The organism is Paenibacillus sp. FSL H7-0442, from assembly GCF_038593105.1.
GTDB lineage: Bacteria > Bacillota > Bacilli > Paenibacillales > Paenibacillaceae > Paenibacillus > Paenibacillus polymyxa_D.
Genome location: NZ_CP151963.1, coordinates 5225506 through 5246988, shown reverse-complemented (window position 1 = coordinate 5246988; position 21483 = coordinate 5225506). Strand labels below are relative to the sequence as shown.

Here is a 21483-nt window from a genome sequence, read left to right as displayed (position 1 = left end):
CTTGACAAAAGGTTACGGTGGCAGGTGTTAAATCAATCAAGGGAATGTTATAATAAACAGGATTTACAGGCACGCATTGCATCTGTGCTTATTTGGTTTGTACAAATAGGTTACATAGATCCTTTCGACTCAGGATAGTTCGATATGCTGGTGCGAAAGAACGTGACGATAATACCGGAGGGAATATATTATGGCGAAACTGGTGGTTTGTGATCACCCTTTGATCCAACACAAACTTACATTTATCCGCGATGTGCGGACCAACACCAAGGATTTCCGCGAGCTGGTGGATGAAGTAGCAACATTGATGGCTTATGAAATTACACGGGATATCCCGCTGGAAAGCATTACGGTGCAGACACCGGTTGCTGAGACAGAAGGTAAAGTGATTTCCGGACGTATGCTGGGTCTTATTCCGATTCTGCGTGCAGGCTTGGGTATGCTGGATGGTGTAGTAAAGCTGCTGCCTGCAGCAAAGGTAGGTCATGTGGGACTGTTCCGCGATCCTGAGACACTGCAACCCGTAGAATACTATACGAAGCTGCCTACAGATGTAACTGAGCGCGAATTGATCGTGATTGATCCAATGCTTGCAACAGGCGGGTCGGCGATCGCAGCGATTGATGTGTTGAAAAAGAGAGGCTGCACTCAAATTAAAATGATGAATCTGATTGCTGCTCCTGAAGGAGTCAAAGCTGTGCAGGATGCACATCCTGATGTAGACATCTATGTCGCTGCACTGGACGAGCGTCTGGATGATCATGGATATATCATTCCGGGTCTTGGTGACGCGGGAGACCGCTTGTACGGAACCAAGTAGACTGCCTTTGGCGGTTCGGCAAAATCTATGGACGTTATACAGGTCCTTATTTTAAATAATGGAAGATCTGTGAAGCGGACATTTATTATGAAAAGGGGTTCAACAGAAAATGTCCAAAATCAAAGTGATGACAATTTTTGGTGTGCGTCCGGAAGCGATTAAGATGGCTCCTCTTATTTTGGAGCTTCAGCGTCACCCAGAGCATATCGAGTCCGTAGTATGCGTTACGGCTCAACATCGCCAGATGCTTGATCAGGTTCTGGAAGTTTTCAATATTCACCCTGACTATGATCTGGACGTAATGAAGGATCGCCAGACACTAAATGAAATCTCCATGCGGGTACTTCAAGGTCTGGAACCTGTATTGCGTGAGGCCAAGCCCGATATCGTGTTGGTTCACGGCGATACGCTGACCACTTTCCTCGCCAGCTATGCAGCCTTTATGCAGCAGATTGAAGTAGGGCATGTGGAAGCGGGTTTGCGGACGTGGAACAAGCTTTCTCCATATCCTGAAGAAATGAACCGTCAGCTTACAGGCGTACTGTCTGATCTGCATTTCTCGCCTACTTCTTTATCGGCTGGAAATTTGCGGAAGGAAAATAAGCCTGAATCGCGAATATATGTTACAGGCAATACAGTAACTGACGTATTTCAGTATACGGTTCGCCAAGATTACGAGCACCCTGTACTGGACTGGGCTCAGGGCAAACGCCTGATTCTTATGACAGCACATCGTCGGGAATCCCAAGGGGAACCGCATCGTCAGATTTTTAATGCAGTTAAGCGCATTGCAGATGAGTTTGAGGATATCGCTATTGTTTATCCGGTTCATCCGAGTCCGGCTGTGAAGGAACCTGCATTTGAGATTTTAGGCAACCATCCGCGTATTAAGCTGATTGATCCGCTGGATGTCGTGGATCTGCACAATTTTTACCCACATACACATCTGATCCTTACGGATTCCGGTGGGCTTCAGGAAGAAGCGCCTTCGTTCGGAGTACCTGTTCTGGTGCTGCGTGATACGACTGAAAGACCGGAGGGAATTGAAGCGGGCACCTTGGAACTGGTGGGTACGAGCGAAGAGAACGTGTACAATCGGACCAAGGCACTTTTGACAGATTCCGCGTTGTACGATTCTATGAGTCAGGCAGCGAATCCTTACGGCGATGGAAAAGCATCAGTAAGAATTGTCAATGCGATTTTGCACCATTATGGCGTTCAATCCGAACGTCCTGAAGAATTTCACACAATGTTCACAAAAGGTGTTCGTCCGATATAATTATTCTTTACAAGGCAAGCATACAGTTAAACTGTACGGTTACCAAGGGATACAGCAATTTAAGATGCTTTGTCGTTTGATTTTATACTTTAGGGCGCTAAAATATCTCAATTGACAAAGCATCTTATATTTAAGTAAAATGGACTGGAATTGCAGGGGTGACATGGAAAAGTGGTCAAACCTTCCAAGCAAAACAACAACCGAAATAACACCGGGAATGCCTTCAAGGCAATTGGATTGGTGAGCGCGATCGGCATTGATTTGGCGATATGCACATTGGGTGGTTTCTATGCCGGAAAGTGGCTCGATGCTAAACTTGATGGCTCCGGAATTTGGATTGGCGTAAGCGTTCTCGCAGGCTTGGTTGTAGGCGCATTAAGTATTGCCCTTGTGATCGGAAAGGTATTGAGGGATAACCATGAATGAGATGACCCGTATGCAAAAAATGTTATGGATCGTAGCGCTTGGTATTATGGCTCTGTGTTTCCTGGTCTCCGCCTTCATGCCCCAACATCGTGACATTGCTCACGGAATCATTCTGGGAACGGGAGTAAGCTGTCTTAATGTGCTGTATATGGCCTACAAAATTCGACAGGTTGCGAATGCAGCCGCCGGTGAAGGCAAGAAGAAAAAGGTGGGCATTGGCTTTGGCGTTCGAGTAGGGACCTCTATTTTGGCAGTAGTGCTGGCGCTAGAATTTCCAGCCTATTTCCATGAGATCGCTGTAATGGCAAGCCTGGTGACTGGACAATTTCTTCTTTTAATTATAGGCATCATATTCGCGCTACAGGAAAAATGATGGCTCAACTGAGAAAGGGGTGAGAAAACATGTTGCATGAATCACCGATTATCGAATTGGGCGGATTTAACATTGACTTGTCCGTCATTATTATGCTGGTTGTGACTTGCGCGATTGTATTTGGACTGGCATTTGCTGCAACGCGCAATTTGTCTGTGGACAATCCAAGCAAGCTGCAAAATTTTATGGAATGGGTCGTCGAATTCGTTCAAGGACTGATTACCAGCACGATGGATTTGAAAAAAGGGAAGCCATTCCTCTCCTTGGGGATGACGCTGATCATGTTCATCTTCGTCGGAAATATGCTAGGCTTACCGTTCGGGATTGTGACCGAGTTCGATAATGCGCAAAGTGCCCAAGTATTTGGACATGAAATCATTCCAGTCAAAGAAGCATTAGAACAAGTACAGGCGTCTCACCCGGGCGAAGCTGCCCATGTAGGTATCAGCTGGTGGAAATCACCTACCGCAGATGCAGGGGTATCCATTGGACTGGCTTTGATGATCTTTGTCCTGGTTCATTTCCTGGGGATTTTCCGTAATACCAAAGCTTACTTCAAGCATTACATTCAGCCATTTCCATTCTTTTTGCCAATTAACTTGATTGAGCAGTTCTCAAAACTGTTGACACATGGTATGCGTCTATTCGGTAATATTTTTGCCGGCGAAGTTTTGATCAGTGTTCTGCTGAAAATGACAGCACTTGGTGTGGGAGGTATGGTTGCTTCCGTATTGGGACTCGTGGTCTGGCAAGGATTCAGTATTTTTGTCGGCAGTATTCAGGCGTTCGTCTTTACCATTTTGACGTTCGTATATATTTCGCAGGCAATTGACACGCATGAAGAAGAGCATTAGTTAAAATTAGTTTCGGGTTTTTAGTTAAGTTCAGGAGTACGCTTCGCTCTTAACTGCAAATACATGTACAACACAAATACACATCTCTAAGGAGGATTTTTTAAATGGGAGCTTGGGCATTAATAGCAGCAGCTATCGCAGTAGGTTTGGGTGCGCTCGGCGCAGGTATTGGTAACGGTCTGATTGTAAGTAAAACAGTTGAAGGTATCGCTCGTCAGCCTGAGGCTAAATCAACTTTGCAAACGGTAATGTTTATCGGTGTAGGTCTGGTTGAAGCCTTGCCTATTATCGGGGTCGTTCTGGCGTTTATTTTCTACGCTAAGGCATAATAATTTGAAACTTGCAAGGTTTGGCGGGGAAGGCCACAGCCATCCGCGCCTTCTTTGTTGCTTGGCTTAAGGGATAACTAGGACTGACGTTCACCGGAAAGGAGTGACTTCAATTGAGTTTAAATTGGACAAGTATCGTTTTCACAATTATTGCATTTTTGATCTTGTACTGGTTACTAACGCGTTATGCATTCGGACCTCTCTTTTCCGTTATGGAGAAGCGGCGTCAGCTTGTATTACAGCAAATGAATGAAGCGGCACAGACGCGTGAACAGGCTGCTGCTTATGTTGAGGAGCAAAAGCAGGCTCTCCAGCAGGCACGTAAGGAAGCGTACGACATTATTGAGCAGTCAAAACAAACAGGTAACAAACAAGCGGAGCAAATTATTGTTCAGGCCAAGGACGAAGCTGTCCGCCTGAAAGACGAAGCTGTTCGTGAAATCACAAGCGAGCGTAATAAGGCGGTTGCCGAACTGCGCAGCGAAGTGGGTAAAGCTTCGGTACAAATTGCTTCCAAACTGATTCAAAAGGAAATCAAGGAAGACCAAGTCCAGGGAGAGCTTGTCGACCAATACCTTAAAGAGGTAGGAGGCAAAGCATGAGCCGGGATACGGTAGTAGCCAAACGGTATGCGAAAGCTTTGTTTGAAGTGGCAGAGCAGGAACAGACCATTATGGAAACCGAGCAGGAGCTACGTGCTTTTGTAGAGGCTGTATCGGGGGATGCTGAAATCCGTAAATTCATTAATTCTCCTAACATTACGGAAGCGGTCAAGCTTCAAGTTCTGGCTAACAGTTTTGAAGGCAAGTTGTCTGCCTCGCTAATTAACACGATCAAACTGTTGATTCAGCGTAGTAGAGCAGATTTGTTCGAATCTCTCCTTGCCGGATACCTCGATATTCAGGAATACAAGCTGGGACTTGCTCATGCAAAGGTGTATTCGACTTATGCTTTAAGTGATCAGGAAAAAACAGCGGTAGCCGAGGAATTCGGAGCCCGTGAACATAAAACAATCCGTGTGGAAAATATAGTGGACCCGAGTCTGCTGGGCGGATTAAAAGTGGTTATCGGCGATACATTGTACGACGGCAGTCTGGCCGGCAAGCTGGATCGTCTCGAGAAATCCTTTAACAGACGAGTATAGAAGATAGGGGTGAACACACTTGAGTATCAAACCTGAGGAAATCAGTTCATTGATTAAAAGTCAGATTGAACAATATAAAAATGATATCGAGGTCGTTGAAGTCGGCACTGTTGTTGAAGTCGGCGACGGTATTGCCCGCGTCTACGGACTGGAAAAAGTTATGGCCGGTGAATTGGTTGAATTCGACACTGGCGTATTGGGCTTGGCGCTCAACGTGGAAGAAAGCAATGTCGGTGTTGTTATTTTGGGTCAATTCTCCGACATTCGTGAAGGTGGTCAAGTAAAACGTACAGGCCAGATCATGCAGGTCCCTGTAGGGGAAGCAATGATTGGACGTGTAGTTAACCCATTGGGGCAACCAGTAGACGGTAAAGGACCGATTGCTACAACAGAATTCCGTCCGGTTGAAAGTCAGGCTCCAGGCGTTATGGCCCGTAAATCGGTACATGAGCCTATGCAGACGGGGATTAAAGCTATTGATGCGATGGTTCCAATTGGCCGTGGTCAACGTGAGTTGATCATCGGTGACCGTCAAACAGGTAAAACATCTATCGCAATCGATGCAATTTTGAACCAAAAAGGTAACGGCATGAAATGTATTTATGTCGCTATTGGTCAAAAACAATCCACGGTAGCTCAAGTTGTTGAAACATTGCGTCGTCACGGTGCGCTGGAATATACGATTGTCGTTACGGCATCAGCTTCCGAGCCATCACCATTGCTGTACATTGCTCCTTACTCTGGCTGCGCTATGGGTGAGTATTTCATGTACAAAGGCGAGCATGTCCTTGTTGTTTATGATGACTTGACTAAACAAGCGTCAGCTTACCGGGAATTGTCCCTGTTGCTGCGTCGTCCACCGGGCCGTGAAGCATATCCGGGTGACGTTTTCTATCTTCACTCTCGCCTGCTGGAACGTGCAGCGAAGCTGAATGATGAGTTGGGCGGCGGATCACTTACCGCATTGCCGTTCATCGAGACACAGGCTTCCGACGTTTCTGCATATATTCCAACCAATGTTATCTCCATCACAGATGGACAGATCTTCCTGGAAGCTGACTTGTTCTATGCAGGACAACGTCCGGCGATCAACGTAGGTATTTCCGTATCTCGTGTAGGTGGTTCAGCTCAGATTAAAGCGATGAAAAAGGTAGCAGGTTCCCTGCGTCTGGATCTTGCTCAATATCGTGAGCTTCAAGCGTTCTCCCAATTCGGGTCCGACTTGGATAAATCCACAAAAGCCCGTTTGGATCGCGGCGCACGCATGATGGAAATTCTGAAACAGGGTGTTAACCAACCGCTTGCTGTAGAGCAACAAGTAGTGAGCTTGTATACTGCTGTAAAAGGCTTCCTTGATGATATCCCTGTAGCGGATGTAAAACGTTTTGAAAAAGACTTCCTGTCTTTCATGGTGTCTGACCATCAGGACGTGCTTCAATCTATCCGCGACACGAAAGACTTGGTGGCTGATAACGAAACGGCTTTGAAGGCAGCTATCGAGAAATTCAAAAAATCATTCGCCACGTCGGTATAATACATTGGAATTTGCCTGTTTATGATGAAAGATGTTCTAAGGAAGCGTGCCCTCCGGGTTTTGGCTTCCTTGGCATGTTTTACCCTCAATAACAGGCCCTTTAACATATGCCCGGCTGGATTTGAATCTTACGAAGTTAGCTTTGGCTTTGCCAAAGCTTGAAGGTGGTGAAATCATGGCAAAAGGTATGCGCGAGATTAAACGTCAGATTAAAAGTGTGCAGAGTACGAAGCAGATCACGAAAGCGATGGAAATGGTCGCTGCATCCAAGCTGAGAAAAGCTCAGGAGAAAGCGGAGTCGGCTCGTCCTTACTCGGAAAAGCTTAAGGAAGTTGTGAGTAGCATTGCTTCTGGAGCGAATAACATCAAGCATCCAATGCTGGAAACGCGTCCGGTTAAAAAGACTGCTTATCTCATCATTACATCTGATCGTGGTCTGGCTGGTGGTTATAACGCCAATATTTTACGACAGGTTACGCAGACGATTTCTGAACGTCACCGTTCACAGGATGAATTTGTGATTTTCATCATTGGGCGAAAAGGACGGGATTATTTTAGACGTCGTGAATTTCCTATCGCTGAATCAGTAACAGATCTGTCGGATACACCTGCTTTTGCAGATATCAAAACGATTGCAAGCAAGGCTGTACAAGGCTTTGAACTTAAAGAATTTGATGAGCTTTATCTATGCTATAACCGCTTTGTCAACGCATTGACTCAAATTCCAACAGTTGACCGTCTGTTACCAATGGCGACACCGGATTCAGCTACAGCTTCATCCTCAATTAACTATGAGTATGAGCCTTCACCAGAAGGAGTGCTGGAAGTATTGCTGCCACGTTACGCGGAAACGCTCATTTACGGCGCTTTGCTGGATGGTAAAGCTAGTGAACTGGGAGCGAAGATGACGGCAATGGGATCTGCTACGAAGAATGCTTCCAAGTTAATTGGTGAGCTTTCCTTGACCTATAACCGTGCTCGTCAAGCGGCTATTACCCAGGAAATTACGGAAATCGTTGCAGGAGCAAGTGCTCAGTCTTAATCAGGCTTATAGCGACTGTTTTATAGCAGAGTCTACACTATTATGATAAATTGCGGGCGCAAAACAAATCAGAGTGGTTCGGATTTGCGGCTGTGCAAGCTTGTAGGAGGGAAACCAAAAGATGAACAAAGGACGCGTAGTGAGCATCATGGGTCCGGTTGTCGACGTTGAGTTTGAACGTGGACAACTTCCGGAAATCCTGAATGCCATTCATATTGGGACTGTGCTGGAGAGCGGAGTCAAAATTGACCTGACGCTCGAAGCTTCAAAACATCTAGGTGACAACCGTGTGCGTTGTATTGCCATGTCTTCCACAGATGGTTTGGTTCGTGGAGCTGAAGCCATAGATCTGGGAGCACCTATTTCAGTACCTGTCGGCGAAGCAACTCTTGGACGCGTATTTAACGTACTTGGAACGCCAATTGATAATGGTGCTGATATGAGTGAAACGGCTAGAAACCCAATTCACCGTCAAGCTCCTTCTTTCGATGAGCTGACAACTCAAGCAGAGATGCTCGAAACCGGTATTAAAGTTATCGACTTGCTGGCTCCTTATGCCAAAGGTGGTAAAGTCGGATTGTTTGGTGGTGCTGGTGTAGGTAAAACCGTAACCATTCAAGAATTGATTAACAATATCGCTCAGGAGCATGGTGGTATTTCTGTATTTGCGGGTGTAGGTGAACGCACACGTGAAGGAAATGACTTGTACCATGAAATGAGAGATTCCGGCGTCATCAACAAAACAGCGATGGTGTTCGGACAAATGAACGAGCCTCCGGGTGCACGTTTGCGTGTAGCTCTCACAGGTCTGACGATGGCGGAATACTTCCGTGACCAAGAAGGCCGTGACGTGTTGCTCTTTATTGATAACATTTTCCGCTTTACCCAAGCGGGTTCTGAGGTTTCTGCCCTGTTGGGACGTATGCCTTCAGCAGTAGGTTACCAGCCTACGCTGGCTACTGAGATGGGTCAATTGCAAGAACGGATTACTTCTACTAAAAAAGGTTCCGTTACTTCCATTCAGGCGATCTACGTGCCTGCGGATGACTACACTGACCCTGCTCCTGCTACAACGTTTGCCCATTTGGATGCTACAACGAATCTGGAACGTAAAATTTCCGAAATGGGTATTTACCCGGCGGTTGATCCACTTGCATCAAGCTCCCGGATTTTGGCTCCAGACGTTGTGGGTGAAGAGCATTACAATGTAGCGCAAGGGGTAAAACAAATTTTGGCCCGCTACAATGAGCTTCAGGATATCATTGCCATCCTGGGTATGGATGAGCTGAGTGAAGAAGATAAAATGTTGGTAGCACGTGCACGTAAAATCCAGCGTTTCCTTTCTCAACCTTTCCACGTTGCCGAAACATTTAACGGCTTCCCGGGTAAATATGTGCCGGTTAAAGAAACTGTACGAAGCTTCAAAGAAATTTTGGAAGGCAAGTATGACCACCTTCCAGAAGCGGCCTTCCTTTTTGTAGGAGCCATCGAAGAAGCAGTTGAAAAAGCTAAAACGCTGTAAACATACAGGCAAAGATTAGCGAGCCTTACGAAGTGAGCTGTCTGCGGACAGCTTCCAGGAGGGATTCAAGTGAGCACGTATTTACTAGAGATTGTGACGCCGGAGCGCCTGGTCTATACAGAACAGGTAAACAGCATCAGTGTTCGCGGCTCGGAAGGCGATCTTGGGATTTTGCCCGGACACCTTCCCTTGGTCACTCCCTTGAAGATTGCACCGATACGCATTAAAATCGGTGGTCAAACTGAAGTGATCGCGGTCAATGGGGGCTTTCTTGAAGTCCGCAAGGATAAAGTGGTCATTTTGGCTGAGAGTGCGGAACGTTCCGAAGAAATTGATGTGGAGCGTGCCCGTGCGGCAAGGGAGCGGGCAGAACTGCGGCTCCAGAGCAAGCAGGAACAGATAGATCATCATCGGGCGGAAGTAGCTCTGCAACGGGCGCTTAACCGTCTAAATGCTACAAGCATCAGAACCAATAAGAATTAATATTGGAGTTTAAGTGGAATTTTAAAAGGGTTCGGCATAGTATACGGATGGAACGACAAGGAGACCAATTCATAACTTCTGCCAGAAAATGTCCGGTAGAGGGTGAGGAGGAACCTTGCTTCCTTCGATCACTGTGATCGGACTCTTTTTTAGCTGTTATTACCAAATGTACAGTCCTATTTCTTGCCTGGCTGCTAGGTATTTAGTACCTTTTAAATTCACGAAACAGAAGTGATTAATCACATTTTGTCGAAATAAATGTCCTAAAAACAGAAATAGCACTGGCATATTAGGCGTTCGCCGAGTATTATAAAGAAGTCTGTGACGCAGATGGGGGGAATTAAGGTTGAACGGGAAACAGCAATTGGCAGAACAGCTAAGTCAATCGGCGAGTATGACCGCGCTGATCTCTATGATCGTATCGCTCATTTGTATAGCATTAGCTTGGTGGGCTTTACAGAGCTTAAAGCTGGATTTGTTAATCCGACAACCGAAAGGACCGCAGGGCAGATTGCTGCACTTGTTTCTTGCTATTATTTTGGGACAGTTGGTTTCGGGGTTCCTGTTGAGCTACATCTCTTGGAGCCAGATGCTCTAGAATTTGTTTTAACATGAAGTAGGCGGGTTATATGACCTTATGACTGTGTCTCTGCGGGAATTGTCGAATAACATCGCGTCATATTGTTAACAATGGTAAACAAAAGAACCATGCATGTATAGCTGGCTGAATCAGTTAGAGTACAATGGTCGTCAAGTACAAAAAAACGCTTGTATACTTGTTTTAATCAGTGGTATGATGGCAGTTAGGGTATTAGTAAAATCTTGTTTTTTTATGTAATGAAAAAGCAAGGCATGAAAATAGCGGAATATGTTCTTTTTTTCCAGAATGGAAAAGAGAAATGACGCGCGGAGGGAACCATAGATGAGCAAATTTATCGTCCGCGGTGGCAACAGATTGACCGGGAGTGTCAAAGTCAGCGGAGCCAAAAACTCAGTTCTGCCGATCATCGCCGCTTCTCTGCTAGGAGAAGAAGGAGAAAGTGTTATTATTGATGCACCTCCTCTAGACGATGTGATGACCATTAACAAAGTGCTGGAGTCCTTAGGAGCAGGCGTTACATACCAAGATGAGGTCATTCGTGTTGACGCGCGGAAGATAATTTCCTGTGAAGCCCCTTACGAGTGGGTTAGGAAAATGCGCGCTTCATTCTTGGTTATGGGACCGCTGCTTACGCGTTTGGGACGTACAAGAATCTCGCTTCCAGGCGGATGCGCAATCGGAACGCGACCCATTGATCAGCATTTGAAGGGTTTTGAGGCATTGGGCGCGGAAATTAGCCTGGGCCAAGGTTTTATTGAAGCTAAAAGTAACGGGCGTCTGCGTGGAGCTAAAGTTTATTTGGATGTAGCCAGCGTAGGGGCAACCGAGAATATTATGATGGCCGCTACTCTTGCTGAGGGCGTAACTACCATCGAGAATGCTGCTAAGGAACCTGAGATTGTTGATCTCGCAAATTTCCTGAATGGAATGGGTGCCAAAGTACGTGGTGCGGGCACGGGCGTTATTCGTATTGAAGGCGTTGAGAAGCTGCATGGTGTAAAACATACCGTCATTCCCGACCGGGTAGAAGCAGGTACTTATATGGTTGCTGCTGCGATCACAGGCGGGAACGTATATGTAGAAGGCGCAATATCCGATCATTTGGGTCCGGTTATTTCCAAGATGGAAGAAATGGGTGTAACCATTCAACCTGATGAGAACGGAATTCGTGTCATTGCAGATAAGCCGTTAAAAGCCGTTGATGTTAAAACGTTGCCTTATCCAGGTTTTCCTACCGATATGCAGTCACAGATGATGGCACTTCAGCTTGCCGCTGAAGGAACGAGCATTATTACGGAAACCGTGTTTGAAAATCGTTTCATGCATGTGGATGAATTTCATCTCATGAATGCGGAGATTAAGGTCGAAGGCCGTTCTGCCATTGTAACGGGTAATGCTAAGCTGACAGGTGCGAAAGTAACCTCTACAGATTTGCGTGCAGGTGCTGCGTTAATTCTGACCGGACTCATTGCAGAAGGTACAACGGAAGTATCTGGTGTACATCACATCGATCGTGGTTACGTTCATTTGGCTGAGAAGCTGACCGGATTGGGAGCGGACATTTACAGAGTGACCGTGGAAGAGTCCAAACTGGATCATTCACCCAGTACAGAGCGCGTAATGCCGGAAGAGGCGTCTGGGAATCTGTTTAAGAAGATTCAGCCTTCCCTCGCCTAAGCTTTAACGCATGTAGCTTCATGTTGCATACGTATATTCTTAAACAACGAAGAACCAAGTCCGAAGGGACTTGGTTCTTTTTATTGTTTATAGCCAGTCTTTTTCATTCTTTCAGTTCTCTTAAAATGGTTCTATCAAAGTGGACGACTTCATATGATTGAAAATATCTGCTGGAGTATATCTATACTTTCAGCCGGACATTTAGCCCTTTGATGGAGGTTTCAGCCTATGAAAGATTCACAGGTTCGCATCCGTATACCCATTCATCATCCTAAGGAACATCGCCAGGCTTCACTTGCGGAGGAAGACACTGGCTCTATAGCTACCTTGTTACAGAAAAATAAGCTTATGCAACAGCAGTCGGACGCAAGAGGTACATTGCCGACTGGCGTCAAGCCCAATCGGCGTACAACAGCCGTGCCTTCCGCTGTGAACTCCGTTGATACGGCTCTGCCTATCGCTGGAGTAGCGGCCCATGACACACGCGCTGCAAGCCCGCTGCCGCACCTGCGTCCTTCCACCGGGCGTGCCCCACGCTGGGGCAGCCGCCGCCCATGGCTGCCATTCGCCGCCATGGCAGGGGTGCTGGTGCTTGCCATGGCTGTGCCCGCGCTAATGGCGTGGCCTCGCCAGACGGCGCAGCCGGTGCCGCCAAGCAGCCGCACGGCAGCACCGGCTGCGCCTAGCGTGACGGCAAAGGGTGAGGCGCCCGTCACGCGCTTACCGGGCGTCCCGCCGATGCCAGCGGTGCCCGCGGCTCCAACGCGCAGCGTGCCGGTGGCGGCAGAGCCGGACGTGCGTGTGTACGTCACGTCCACCGGTCGCACGGAGACGTTACCGCTGGAGCAATACATTGTCGGCGTAGTAGCCGCCGAAATGCCGCCCAGCTTCGAGGGGGAGGCACTGAAAGCGCAGGCTATTGCCGCGCGTACCTTCATTGCCCGGCGCTTGCTGGCTGATGACACTAGCGGTGCCCCTGCGGGAGCAGATGTGACGGATACTGTTAAACATCAGGCTTATATCTCCAAAGCTAAACTTACTAGAGAATGGGGACATTCTGGTAAATCCGCAGAGCTGGCTAAAATTCAGCAGGCCGTACGAGACACCAAGGATACGATCATGGTATATGAAGGCAAGCCCATTACGGCATCTTTTTTTTCTACTAGCAATGGCTACACCGAAAATTCAGAGGATGTGTGGGCGAAGGCAGTGCCCTATTTACGAAGCGTATCAAGTCCATGGGACAAGCAGTTGGCCCCGCGTTATTCAGAAACCGTCACACTGAGTCGTCAAAGCGTGTTCGATAGATTGGGGTTAAGTCGTACTGCAATTGCCGCCTCTACTGGAGGAGGAAGTATGCCAGAAATTCGTATACTCTCCAAGACAGAAGGACATCGCATCAAGAAAATTGAAGTTGGTGGCTCAATCTTTACAGGACCTGAGATCCGTAACAAACTGGGGTTGCGTTCGGCTGAGTTTACGTGGAAGGCTGAAGGGGACCGGATTGCTATAACAACCTATGGCTATGGTCATGGTGTTGGTATGAGTCAGTGGGGAGCCAATGGAATGGCCAAAGAAGGTCATACTGCCACTCAAATACTCCTTCACTATTATACTGGCATTTCTTTTGCGCAAGCCTCTCGTATTCTAAGTTAGTAAATATTTCGAAACTTTGAAGTATAAAAGAGTTGCACCCGGTAACACTGGTTACTGAGGTGATGAGCAAATGAATGAACAAAATAAAAACCAGAACCAAAACCATGAAGAGACACCCAAAACCTTTCAGGGTGGAAGAGCTTCGCGGCCGTCTTCGTGGAAAAAGCTGTTGTCCAAAAGGTGGGCATACCCGGCAGCCTACATTGCCGCAGCAGCCATTATACTAACTTTAGTGTGGGTCTATCAGGATGCCAGCCAGAAGTCTTTCAAACCTGACCCAGCTAGTCCATCGGTACAAAGCACAAGTGCAATGAATACCGATGTTAACGGACAACAGCCAGAAAGCGTGGAAGTCGTTGCCCAGTCGGAAAATATCGCATGGCCAGTGGCAGATGCTGGCGCAGTACAGGTCGTAAAGCCGTTCTTTGATGAGAATGCGACCGCTGATGAGCAGGCGGCAGCTATGGTAGAGTACGATAAAACATTTACCGCTAACACTGGGATTGATCTTTCCCGGACTGACGATCAGGCGTTTGAAGTAAGAGCCGCCCTGAGTGGCAAAGTATCTCGTGTGGAACAACATCCGCTGGTAGGTAATGTCGTAGAAATTACGCATGATAATAATCTCAAAACGGTGTACCAAAGCTTGAGTGATCTGAAAGTAAAAGAAGGCGATCAAGTGAAACAAAACGATGTGATTGCTTCAGCGGGTCGTAACGAGCTTGAAAAGGATTTGAAAACACATTTGCATTTTGAAGTGTATCAGGATGACAAGCCTGTGAATCCAGCAGGTCTGCTTCCTAAAAAATAAATCTGGTCATGGCTTTGCATGCAAAGCGGGGAATCCATATTCCCTGCTTTTTTCTTGTGTAGTTTTTGTGCATAAGGTAAACATAAGCTGCTTTTGCCAAATAAATAGGCCTTCCGAAGCATGTCTTCCCGCCAAACCGCGAATATATAGGCACGCTCCTCATATAATGTACCAAACTATCCACAGTAGGGAGGCGGGAGCGTGCACGATTACATCAAGGAACGGACCATCAAAATCGGTCGCTGTATCGTGGAAACAAGGAATACGGTCCGTACGATTGCCAAGGAATTTGGTGTCTCCAAGAGCACGGTGCATAAAGATCTGACCGAACGGCTGCCTGAAATCAACCCGGATCTTGCCGATCAGGTGAAGCACATTCTTGAATACCATAAATCCATCCGCCATCTGCGGGGGGGAGAAGCCACGAAAATTAAGTACAAAAAAACGAGTGGCAAACGAAGGGAAATTCTCGTTTCCGGCAAGTCCTAAAAATATATAGTGAATTGGCTGGCAAAGCCATTGAATCAACCCCCTGAAGTATGATATGTTAAAAGATGGTACAAGACGAAAAATGACATGTAACCGTAGGTTTATACATATATTTGCCGCTTCTTGTCGAATCTTAGCTTTTTAAAATATCACTTTGGGGGCCTTTTTAATATGTTCAGTAATGATATCGGTATCGACCTCGGTACGGCCAACGTGCTTATCCACGTCAAAGGGAAGGGGGTTGTTCTTGACGAACCTTCCGTTGTCGCGATAGAAAGCGATACAAAAAGAGTCCTGGCTGTCGGAGAGGAAGCGCGCCGTATGGTGGGACGTACTCCTGGTAATATCATAGCCATCCGTCCATTACGTGATGGTGTCATCGCCGATTTTGAAGTAACAGAAGCGATGTTAAAATATTTTATCAATCGGGTGGGGGGGAAAAGCTGGTACAGCCACCCTCGTATTCTAATTTGTGCGCCAACGAACATTACCTCAGTGGAGCAAAAAGCGATTCGTGAAGCGGCGGAACGTAGCGGGGCCAAGGAAGTATTTTTGGAGGAAGAGCCAAAAGCGGCTGCCATTGGAGCAGGAATGGATATTTTTGAGCCTAGCGGCAACATGGTAGTGGATATTGGTGGCGGAACGACTGACGTTGCAGTCCTCTCTATGGGGGATGTCGTAACAGCTTCTTCCATTAAAATGGCAGGGGACAAATTTGATACAGCCATCATGAAATATGTAAAAACGAAGTACAAGCTTCTGATCGGAGAACGTACGGCTGAAGATATCAAGATTGCTATCGGAACTGTGCATCCGAGTGGACGTCGTGCAGAGATGGACATCCGTGGACGGGATATGGTATCCGGATTGCCCAAAACGTTAAGTATATCTGCAGATGAAGTGCAGGATGCACTTAGAGATCCTGTGTCAGCGATTGTTGCTGCGGCCAAGTTTGTATTGGAGCAGACCCCACCGGAACTGTCAGCTGATATTATTGACCGTGGTGTTATTTTGACTGGTGGCGGTGCCTTGCTTAGCGGATTGGACGAGCTACTTGCTGAAGAACTGCGCGTTCCCGTACTGGTTGCCGAAGATCCGATGCATTGTGTTGTTAAAGGTACAGGAATTATGCTAGATAATTTGGATCATGTGGTTAAGAAAAAGTTCTAATCTGCCGATAGTGACTATAAGAGACTCGTGTGCGGTCAGGCAGGTTGCCTAGCATTTTGGCCTTCGTGCCTCCGCGCGAGCATATGATTTTAGCAGAGTATAGGATTGGGGTGCACGTTACATGTTGAGAGGTTTATATACTGCGGCCGCCGGATTGATGACACAACAACGACGCCATGACACCGTGACGCAAAATATTGCTAATATGAATACGACGGGATACAAACAGGAGAACAGTGTTCAGCGTTCTTTCCCCGAAATGCTTATTTCCATGACGGGTGGTAACCCTGATAACCCGGACCGTACGGTCGGCAAGCTCAATACTGGCGTTTTTGCTGAGGAAAGCCTCTCCCCTTACATTCAGGGAGCATTAAAGGACAGTGGACAAGCGACGGATTTTGCGATACAGTCCAATATTAATGTGAACGACCCAGCTACTGGTCAACCTATGGCTTTTGATCAGGCGGGAAAATTCATCAATGCTAACGGTGAAGTCACCTACCGTCCAGAAGCGTTTTTTTCGGTGCGGGACAGTAATGGTAATGTTCGTTATACACGTGACGGGCATTTTCAAGTAAATGGAGCGGGAGCATTGCTTTCATCGACTGGCTCAGCGGTGCTGGATACGAATGGAAAACCAATTCAATTGACCGGGGCTGTCTCAGCGCTTAAAGTAAATGAGCGGGGCGAATTGGTAGATAGCCAGTCCAACCAGACGTTGGGGACGACGCTCGGTATTAGTGTCATTGATCGTCCGTATCAGCTCGTTCGTGAGGGTAATGGGAATTTCCGCCTGAATGATACTGATGGTGCTACAGCTAGAATGATGACCGCTAATGATGCTGTATCCGTTCGTCAAGGTTACCTGGAGGTATCTAATGTAGATGCTTCACAGTCAATGGTGGATATGATGGCTGCGTTAAGAGCGTACGAAGCGAATCAGAAGGTAATTCAATTTTATGATAAAAGCTTGGACAAGGCCGTTAATGAAGTAGGCCGTGTATAACAGGGGGTAAGTGATGAACAACTCCATGATTGGTGCAATGGTATCTATGGCCAGTGTGCAGCAGCGTTTGGATTTAATTGCCGATAATATTGCCAATGTCAATACAGTTGGTTATAAGAGTAAACAGGGTTCCTTTGAAGATGTATTGGCCAATGTGAAACAACAGCCTTCAACGTATCTCCAAAATGGACGGGCCATGCCGCTCGGTTATAATTTGGGCTACGGAGTTAAAACGGCCGCAATCATGAAAAATATGGAGCAAGGTCCGCTCAAGGAGACGGGACTTCCTACTGATCTGGCGATCCAGGGTAATGCCATGTTTGAAGTTCAGGGAAATGGGCAAAAAGCTTGGACCCGTGATGGTAGCTTTCATTTTATTCCTGATCCGAGTGATAGTGCGACGATGATGTTGACCACTGCTGAAGGCTACTCCGTGCTAGATAACAATGATGTTCCTGTGACTGCTCCAGCGGGTTCCAAGGTGGCTATTAACTCGGATGGCGAATTGCTGATTCGTGCTAATGGAACTGGGATTACGACAGTTGGTCAGAGAATCAAGCTAATGGATGTACAGCGTCCAGAAGGACTGGAACAGCGGGATGATAACCTGTTCGTGTTGTTGAATGGTGTAACAGAGGCAAATGTATTCGGAGCTGCAGGTGTGGCAGGTGCTGTTCCAGCGGACGTATCTGTGCGTTCCGGTTATCTCGAGGAATCTAATGTGGATTTAGCGGGCGAAATGACGGATATGATGCAAGTTCAGCGGATGTATCAAATGGCGGCACGGGCATTAACTTCTAGCGATACGATGATGAACATGGCCAACAATCTGAGGGCTTAAGGATTTGGTGATGAAAGAAGAACAATCTGATTCCCGTCCGGTGCCTGTAAAGACGAAGTCCCGCTGGCGTACTGCTCGTTATTTCATAGTTCCGTTGCTGCTCCTGTTATCGCTGTTAGGCGGCTTAATTGCAGGATATGTAATTGTAGGTAAGCAAGGGTTGTCAGGCGTATTTGAATGGAGAACCTGGCAGCATGTCATTGATCTTATTTTTGCGCCTTAAGTTTACTTTAAAAGAGTGGGGTGGCGGGAAAAGCCCGCTCCGCTGCTACCCGCCATTAGTGCCACTCTTATTAAAATAAACCCCCCGCCATTGTGTGGGGAGTATATATAAAAACAAAACCCTGTGCCAACGGCGCAGGGTTTTGTTCGTCTTCAATGGCAGGAAACTCCCACGCATGGATTGCGGTCAGTGAAGGCCATCGCAGAGGCCTTCACTTTTGTTCCGCCTTTCCCGACAAGCGAGCATTATTGAAGCGAGGCTTTTCTTTTGAGCTAAAAGTAACTCGGCGGAGGGGATGGAATCGTTCTGAAGAAGCGATAGCTTCGCCTTTAACCTCGGATTTTACCCTTGAATTCTTATACAATGGGAAATCCGAGGTTAACAGCGATCGGAAGAATGATCCATCCCCGTAGTCCCTCCCTTTAGCTCAAATGAATTCCCGCTTTACACCATATTAGGAGCACACAATATGGTACTTCCGCGTAATTTTCTTTTTGCATCTGATAACTGTATAATGATGGGGAAGTTTATAACACTGCGGGGTAAAACCAAGCACGGGCAAAAGGGCTTCTTCGCGCCTCAGGTTGCATAACCGGCGGAAAAAGCCCCTTATCTCAACCTCCACTTCTGCAGTAGGTGAAGGATATCTAACATTGTTGCCGCCAAGAGCTGTTTTTATACAGCGTAGGCGGGGTAATATTATGCTTGCAGTAACTCATGATTGATACAGAGTCAGACCTGCAAGCGGGAGGAGTTATTAAGGTAAATGGACAAATTGCAATTGGATGTTAATCAAATTCAGGAGATTATCCCACATCGAGCGCCATTTTTATTGGTTGATCGTATTATTGAGATGGAGGAAGGGAAAAGAGCAGTAGGCATTAAAAATGTAACGATGAATGAGCCTCATTTCATTGGACATTTTCCGGGGTATCCCGTTATGCCTGGTGTGTTGATTACCGAAGCACTGGCTCAAGTTGGGGCAGTCGCATTACTGCACCTAGAGGGCAATCGTGGCAAAATCGGGTTCTTGGCAGGATTGGATGGTTTCCGTTTCCGAGGACAGGTGGTTCCTGGGGATACGTTAACGCTTGAAGTGGAAATCACTCGTTCCAAAGGCGCATTTGGCAAAGGGAAAGCTACGGCTAAAGTAGGCGATACGGTAGTAGCTGAGGGCGAAATTATGTTTGCTCTATCTGACCCTCCCCAATAAATAAAGCTCTGCCGACATAAGCACGAGGTCTGAACCGAGTGCAAGTGTACATAGAAATCCTGTTTTGATAAACCAAAAATGGAGAGGGGAAATTCCGTATGACGCAGTTGAGTAAAAAAGCATTAGAAGGCATTGAGAGCTGGCTGCAAGACCCTTATATTGATGAAGAAACCAAACAGGAGTTGCGCGCATTGGAAGGCAACGAGCAGGAACTGGAGGATCGCTTTTACAAAGAGCTGGAATTTGGCACAGGCGGTCTGCGTGGAGTGATCGGAGCAGGGAGTAACCGGATGAACCGTTACGTCATTGGACGTGCGACTCAAGGGCTGGCTCGCTATATTTTAGAACAGCATGCTGGTAAAGAAGGCAAACCTTCGGTTGTCATTGCGCATGATTCGCGTCATTTTTCACCAGAGTTTGCACTGGATGCAGCTTTGGTGCTGGCGGGCAATGGTATCGTGGCTAAATTGTTCCCTTCCTTGCGTCCAACGCCACAGCTTTCGTTTAGTGTACGTCATTTGGGAGCCAGTGGAGGGATCGTTGTAACAGCCAGTCACAATCCTCCTGAGTATAATGGATACAAGGTATACAACGATGAAGGGGGTCAGCTTGTTCCTGATCAGGCTGAACAGGTAATTAGTTATATCCGTGAGGTTCCTTCTTTTGCTGACATTCGCAGTCTGACACGTGAGGAAGCAGAGGCACAGGGATTGTTGGTTTGGCTTCGAGAAGAGGAAGATGAAGCGTTTGTAGATACGGTAGCCAGTGTGAGTGTGAACCGTGAGCTGATTGCAGCCGGACCAGGCAAAAACTTCAAAGTTGTGTTTACGCCTCTCCATGGCACTGGAAATGTACCGGTTCGTCGTGTACTGGAGAAAATCGGCTTTGAACAGGTGCATATTGTACCTGAGCAAGAGCTGCCAGATGCTGAATTTTCGACTGTTAAGTCGCCAAACCCGGAAGAACGCGATGCGTTTAAACTGGCAATTGCGCTAGGTGAGAAAATTGGTGCAGATCTGTTGATCGGAACAGACCCTGATGCTGACCGTATGGGTGCAGTTGTGAAAAACCGTGATGGCGAATATGTAGTATTGTCCGGTAATCAGTCTGGTGCGATCATGGTTTACTACTTATTGAATCAGCTGAAAGAAACAGGCAAGCTTCCGAATAATGGGGCTGTTATCAAAACCATCGTAACCAGCGAAATGGGTGCAGTTATTGCCGAACATTTTGGAGCAACCGTGTTTAACACGCTAACTGGCTTCAAGTATATTGGCGAGAAAATGAACCAGTTTGACCAAACTGGCGAGTACACCTACTTGTTTGGCTATGAAGAGAGCTATGGTTATTTGGCAGGGAATTACGCTCGCGATAAGGATGCTGTCTTGGCGGCTATGCTGATCGCTGAAGCTGCTGCTTATTACAGCACACAAGGTAAGACGCTCTATGATGTTTTACAAGAGCTGTACGAGCAGTTTGGCTACTTCCTTGAGAAGCTGGAGTCTCGTACTCTTAAGGGTAAGGATGGAGTAGCACAGATTCAGGGCAAAATGACCGATTGGCGTAGCAACGCGCCTCAAGAGATTGCAGGCGTGAAGGTAGATAAGGTACTGGACTACTCACAAGGTCTGGACGGTCTTCCACAGGAAAATGTACTCAAATTCTTACTGGAGGACGGTTCGTGGTTTTGCCTGCGCCCTTCGGGAACAGAGCCGAAAATCAAAGTATACTTTGCGGTACGCGGTTCCTCGCTGTCAGACGCGGAGCAAAGAATCAGCCACCTGGTCGATGCTGTTATGGCTCGCGTAGACGCTTGAGAAAAATCCCTTTATAATAGAATAGGTTAAGGTAATTGGATAAGATATAGTAATCGGTGACCTCTCACGGCAAAGGGCAGTACGCCGTGGAGGTCATTTCTGTATTGCAGAATAACCTGGAAGAGGCTTTGGGAAAATAAGCTTATTCCGGCAACGGAGGATTTTGCAAAATT

Annotated in this window: 23 protein-coding genes; all 23 read left to right on the top strand. The window is 47.0% G+C overall.

Annotated features, from left to right (window positions below; all coding sequences use genetic code 11):
• Nucleotides 1-190: 190 nt before the first annotated feature.
• Nucleotides 191-820 (top strand): uracil phosphoribosyltransferase, encoded by a 630-nt coding sequence (gene upp, locus MHH57_RS23135; RefSeq protein ID WP_013312332.1) that lies wholly within the window; start codon nt 191-193, stop codon nt 818-820.
• Nucleotides 821-929: 109 nt separating this feature from the next.
• The gene (wecB, locus tag MHH57_RS23130) at nt 930-2099 is read left to right on the top strand and encodes a UDP-N-acetylglucosamine 2-epimerase (non-hydrolyzing) (protein ID WP_069010014.1); all 1170 of its coding nucleotides are present in this window, start codon (nt 930-932) and stop codon (nt 2097-2099) included.
• 171 nt (nt 2100-2270) lie between these two features.
• Nucleotides 2271-2525: an AtpZ/AtpI family protein gene (locus MHH57_RS23125; protein ID WP_069010013.1), complete on the top strand. Its 255-nt coding sequence runs from the start codon at nt 2271-2273 to the stop codon at nt 2523-2525.
• A complete protein-coding gene (locus tag MHH57_RS23120; protein ID WP_069010012.1) occupies nt 2518-2898 on the top strand; it encodes an ATP synthase subunit I in 381 nt (126 codons plus the stop codon). The genes MHH57_RS23125 and MHH57_RS23120 overlap by 8 nt, the downstream gene beginning before the upstream one ends.
• A gap of 29 nt (nt 2899-2927) precedes the next feature.
• On the top strand, nt 2928-3752 hold the full coding sequence (atpB, locus tag MHH57_RS23115) for a F0F1 ATP synthase subunit A (protein ID WP_209947802.1): 825 nt from the start codon (nt 2928-2930) through the stop codon (nt 3750-3752).
• Nucleotides 3753-3856: 104 nt separating this feature from the next.
• Nucleotides 3857-4081, top strand: a complete 225-nt coding sequence (gene atpE / locus MHH57_RS23110; protein WP_025683777.1) for a F0F1 ATP synthase subunit C — start codon at nt 3857-3859, stop codon at nt 4079-4081.
• 113 nt (nt 4082-4194) lie between these two features.
• On the top strand, nt 4195-4683 hold the full coding sequence (gene atpF, locus MHH57_RS23105; RefSeq protein WP_023990709.1) for a F0F1 ATP synthase subunit B: 489 nt from the start codon (nt 4195-4197) through the stop codon (nt 4681-4683).
• Nucleotides 4680-5225, top strand: a complete 546-nt coding sequence (locus MHH57_RS23100; protein ID WP_029518507.1) for a F0F1 ATP synthase subunit delta — start codon at nt 4680-4682, stop codon at nt 5223-5225. Before atpF ends, MHH57_RS23100 begins: the two co-directional genes overlap by 4 nt.
• Before the next feature lie 19 nt (nt 5226-5244).
• Nucleotides 5245-6759 (top strand): F0F1 ATP synthase subunit alpha, encoded by a 1515-nt coding sequence (atpA, locus tag MHH57_RS23095; protein ID WP_029518506.1) that lies wholly within the window; start codon nt 5245-5247, stop codon nt 6757-6759.
• 175 nt (nt 6760-6934) lie between these two features.
• The gene (atpG, locus tag MHH57_RS23090; RefSeq protein WP_023990707.1) at nt 6935-7801 is read left to right on the top strand and encodes an ATP synthase F1 subunit gamma; all 867 of its coding nucleotides are present in this window, start codon (nt 6935-6937) and stop codon (nt 7799-7801) included.
• 121 nt (nt 7802-7922) lie between these two features.
• A complete protein-coding gene (gene atpD / locus MHH57_RS23085) occupies nt 7923-9323 on the top strand; it encodes a F0F1 ATP synthase subunit beta (protein WP_029518505.1) in 1401 nt (466 codons plus the stop codon).
• A 69-nt stretch (nt 9324-9392) separates the two neighbouring features.
• A complete protein-coding gene (locus MHH57_RS23080) occupies nt 9393-9806 on the top strand; it encodes a F0F1 ATP synthase subunit epsilon (protein WP_013312322.1) in 414 nt (137 codons plus the stop codon).
• Between the two features lie 346 nt (nt 9807-10152).
• Nucleotides 10153-10404 (top strand): DUF1146 family protein, encoded by a 252-nt coding sequence (locus tag MHH57_RS23075; protein ID WP_013373430.1) that lies wholly within the window; start codon nt 10153-10155, stop codon nt 10402-10404.
• 324 nt (nt 10405-10728) lie between these two features.
• On the top strand, nt 10729-12084 hold the full coding sequence (murA, locus tag MHH57_RS23070) for a UDP-N-acetylglucosamine 1-carboxyvinyltransferase (protein WP_029518503.1): 1356 nt from the start codon (nt 10729-10731) through the stop codon (nt 12082-12084).
• 228 nt (nt 12085-12312) lie between these two features.
• Nucleotides 12313-13740: a stage II sporulation protein D gene (gene spoIID, locus MHH57_RS23065; RefSeq protein WP_340933442.1), complete on the top strand. Its 1428-nt coding sequence runs from the start codon at nt 12313-12315 to the stop codon at nt 13738-13740.
• Between the two features lie 70 nt (nt 13741-13810).
• Nucleotides 13811-14551: a M23 family metallopeptidase gene (locus MHH57_RS23060; protein ID WP_209947806.1), complete on the top strand. Its 741-nt coding sequence runs from the start codon at nt 13811-13813 to the stop codon at nt 14549-14551.
• 201 nt (nt 14552-14752) lie between these two features.
• Complete coding sequence (spoIIID, locus tag MHH57_RS23055; protein WP_007432737.1) at nt 14753-15040, top strand: sporulation transcriptional regulator SpoIIID; 288 nt, start codon at nt 14753-14755, stop codon at nt 15038-15040.
• Nucleotides 15041-15211: 171 nt separating this feature from the next.
• Complete coding sequence (locus tag MHH57_RS23050; RefSeq protein WP_023990703.1) at nt 15212-16210, top strand: rod shape-determining protein; 999 nt, start codon at nt 15212-15214, stop codon at nt 16208-16210.
• A 121-nt stretch (nt 16211-16331) separates the two neighbouring features.
• On the top strand, nt 16332-17216 hold the full coding sequence (locus tag MHH57_RS23045; RefSeq protein WP_069010009.1) for a flagellar hook-basal body protein: 885 nt from the start codon (nt 16332-16334) through the stop codon (nt 17214-17216).
• A gap of 13 nt (nt 17217-17229) precedes the next feature.
• On the top strand, nt 17230-18057 hold the full coding sequence (locus tag MHH57_RS23040; protein ID WP_342434580.1) for a flagellar hook-basal body protein: 828 nt from the start codon (nt 17230-17232) through the stop codon (nt 18055-18057).
• Nucleotides 18058-18067: 10 nt separating this feature from the next.
• On the top strand, nt 18068-18280 hold the full coding sequence (locus MHH57_RS23035; RefSeq protein ID WP_069010007.1) for a DNA-directed RNA polymerase subunit beta: 213 nt from the start codon (nt 18068-18070) through the stop codon (nt 18278-18280).
• Between the two features lie 766 nt (nt 18281-19046).
• Nucleotides 19047-19493 carry a 3-hydroxyacyl-ACP dehydratase FabZ gene (gene fabZ / locus MHH57_RS23030; protein ID WP_342434579.1) on the top strand — a complete coding sequence of 149 codons (447 nt, stop codon included), beginning with the start codon at nt 19047-19049 and terminating at the stop codon, nt 19491-19493.
• A 98-nt stretch (nt 19494-19591) separates the two neighbouring features.
• Complete coding sequence (locus tag MHH57_RS23025) at nt 19592-21310, top strand: phospho-sugar mutase (RefSeq protein WP_069010005.1); 1719 nt, start codon at nt 19592-19594, stop codon at nt 21308-21310.
• Nucleotides 21311-21483: the final 173 nt, after the last annotated feature.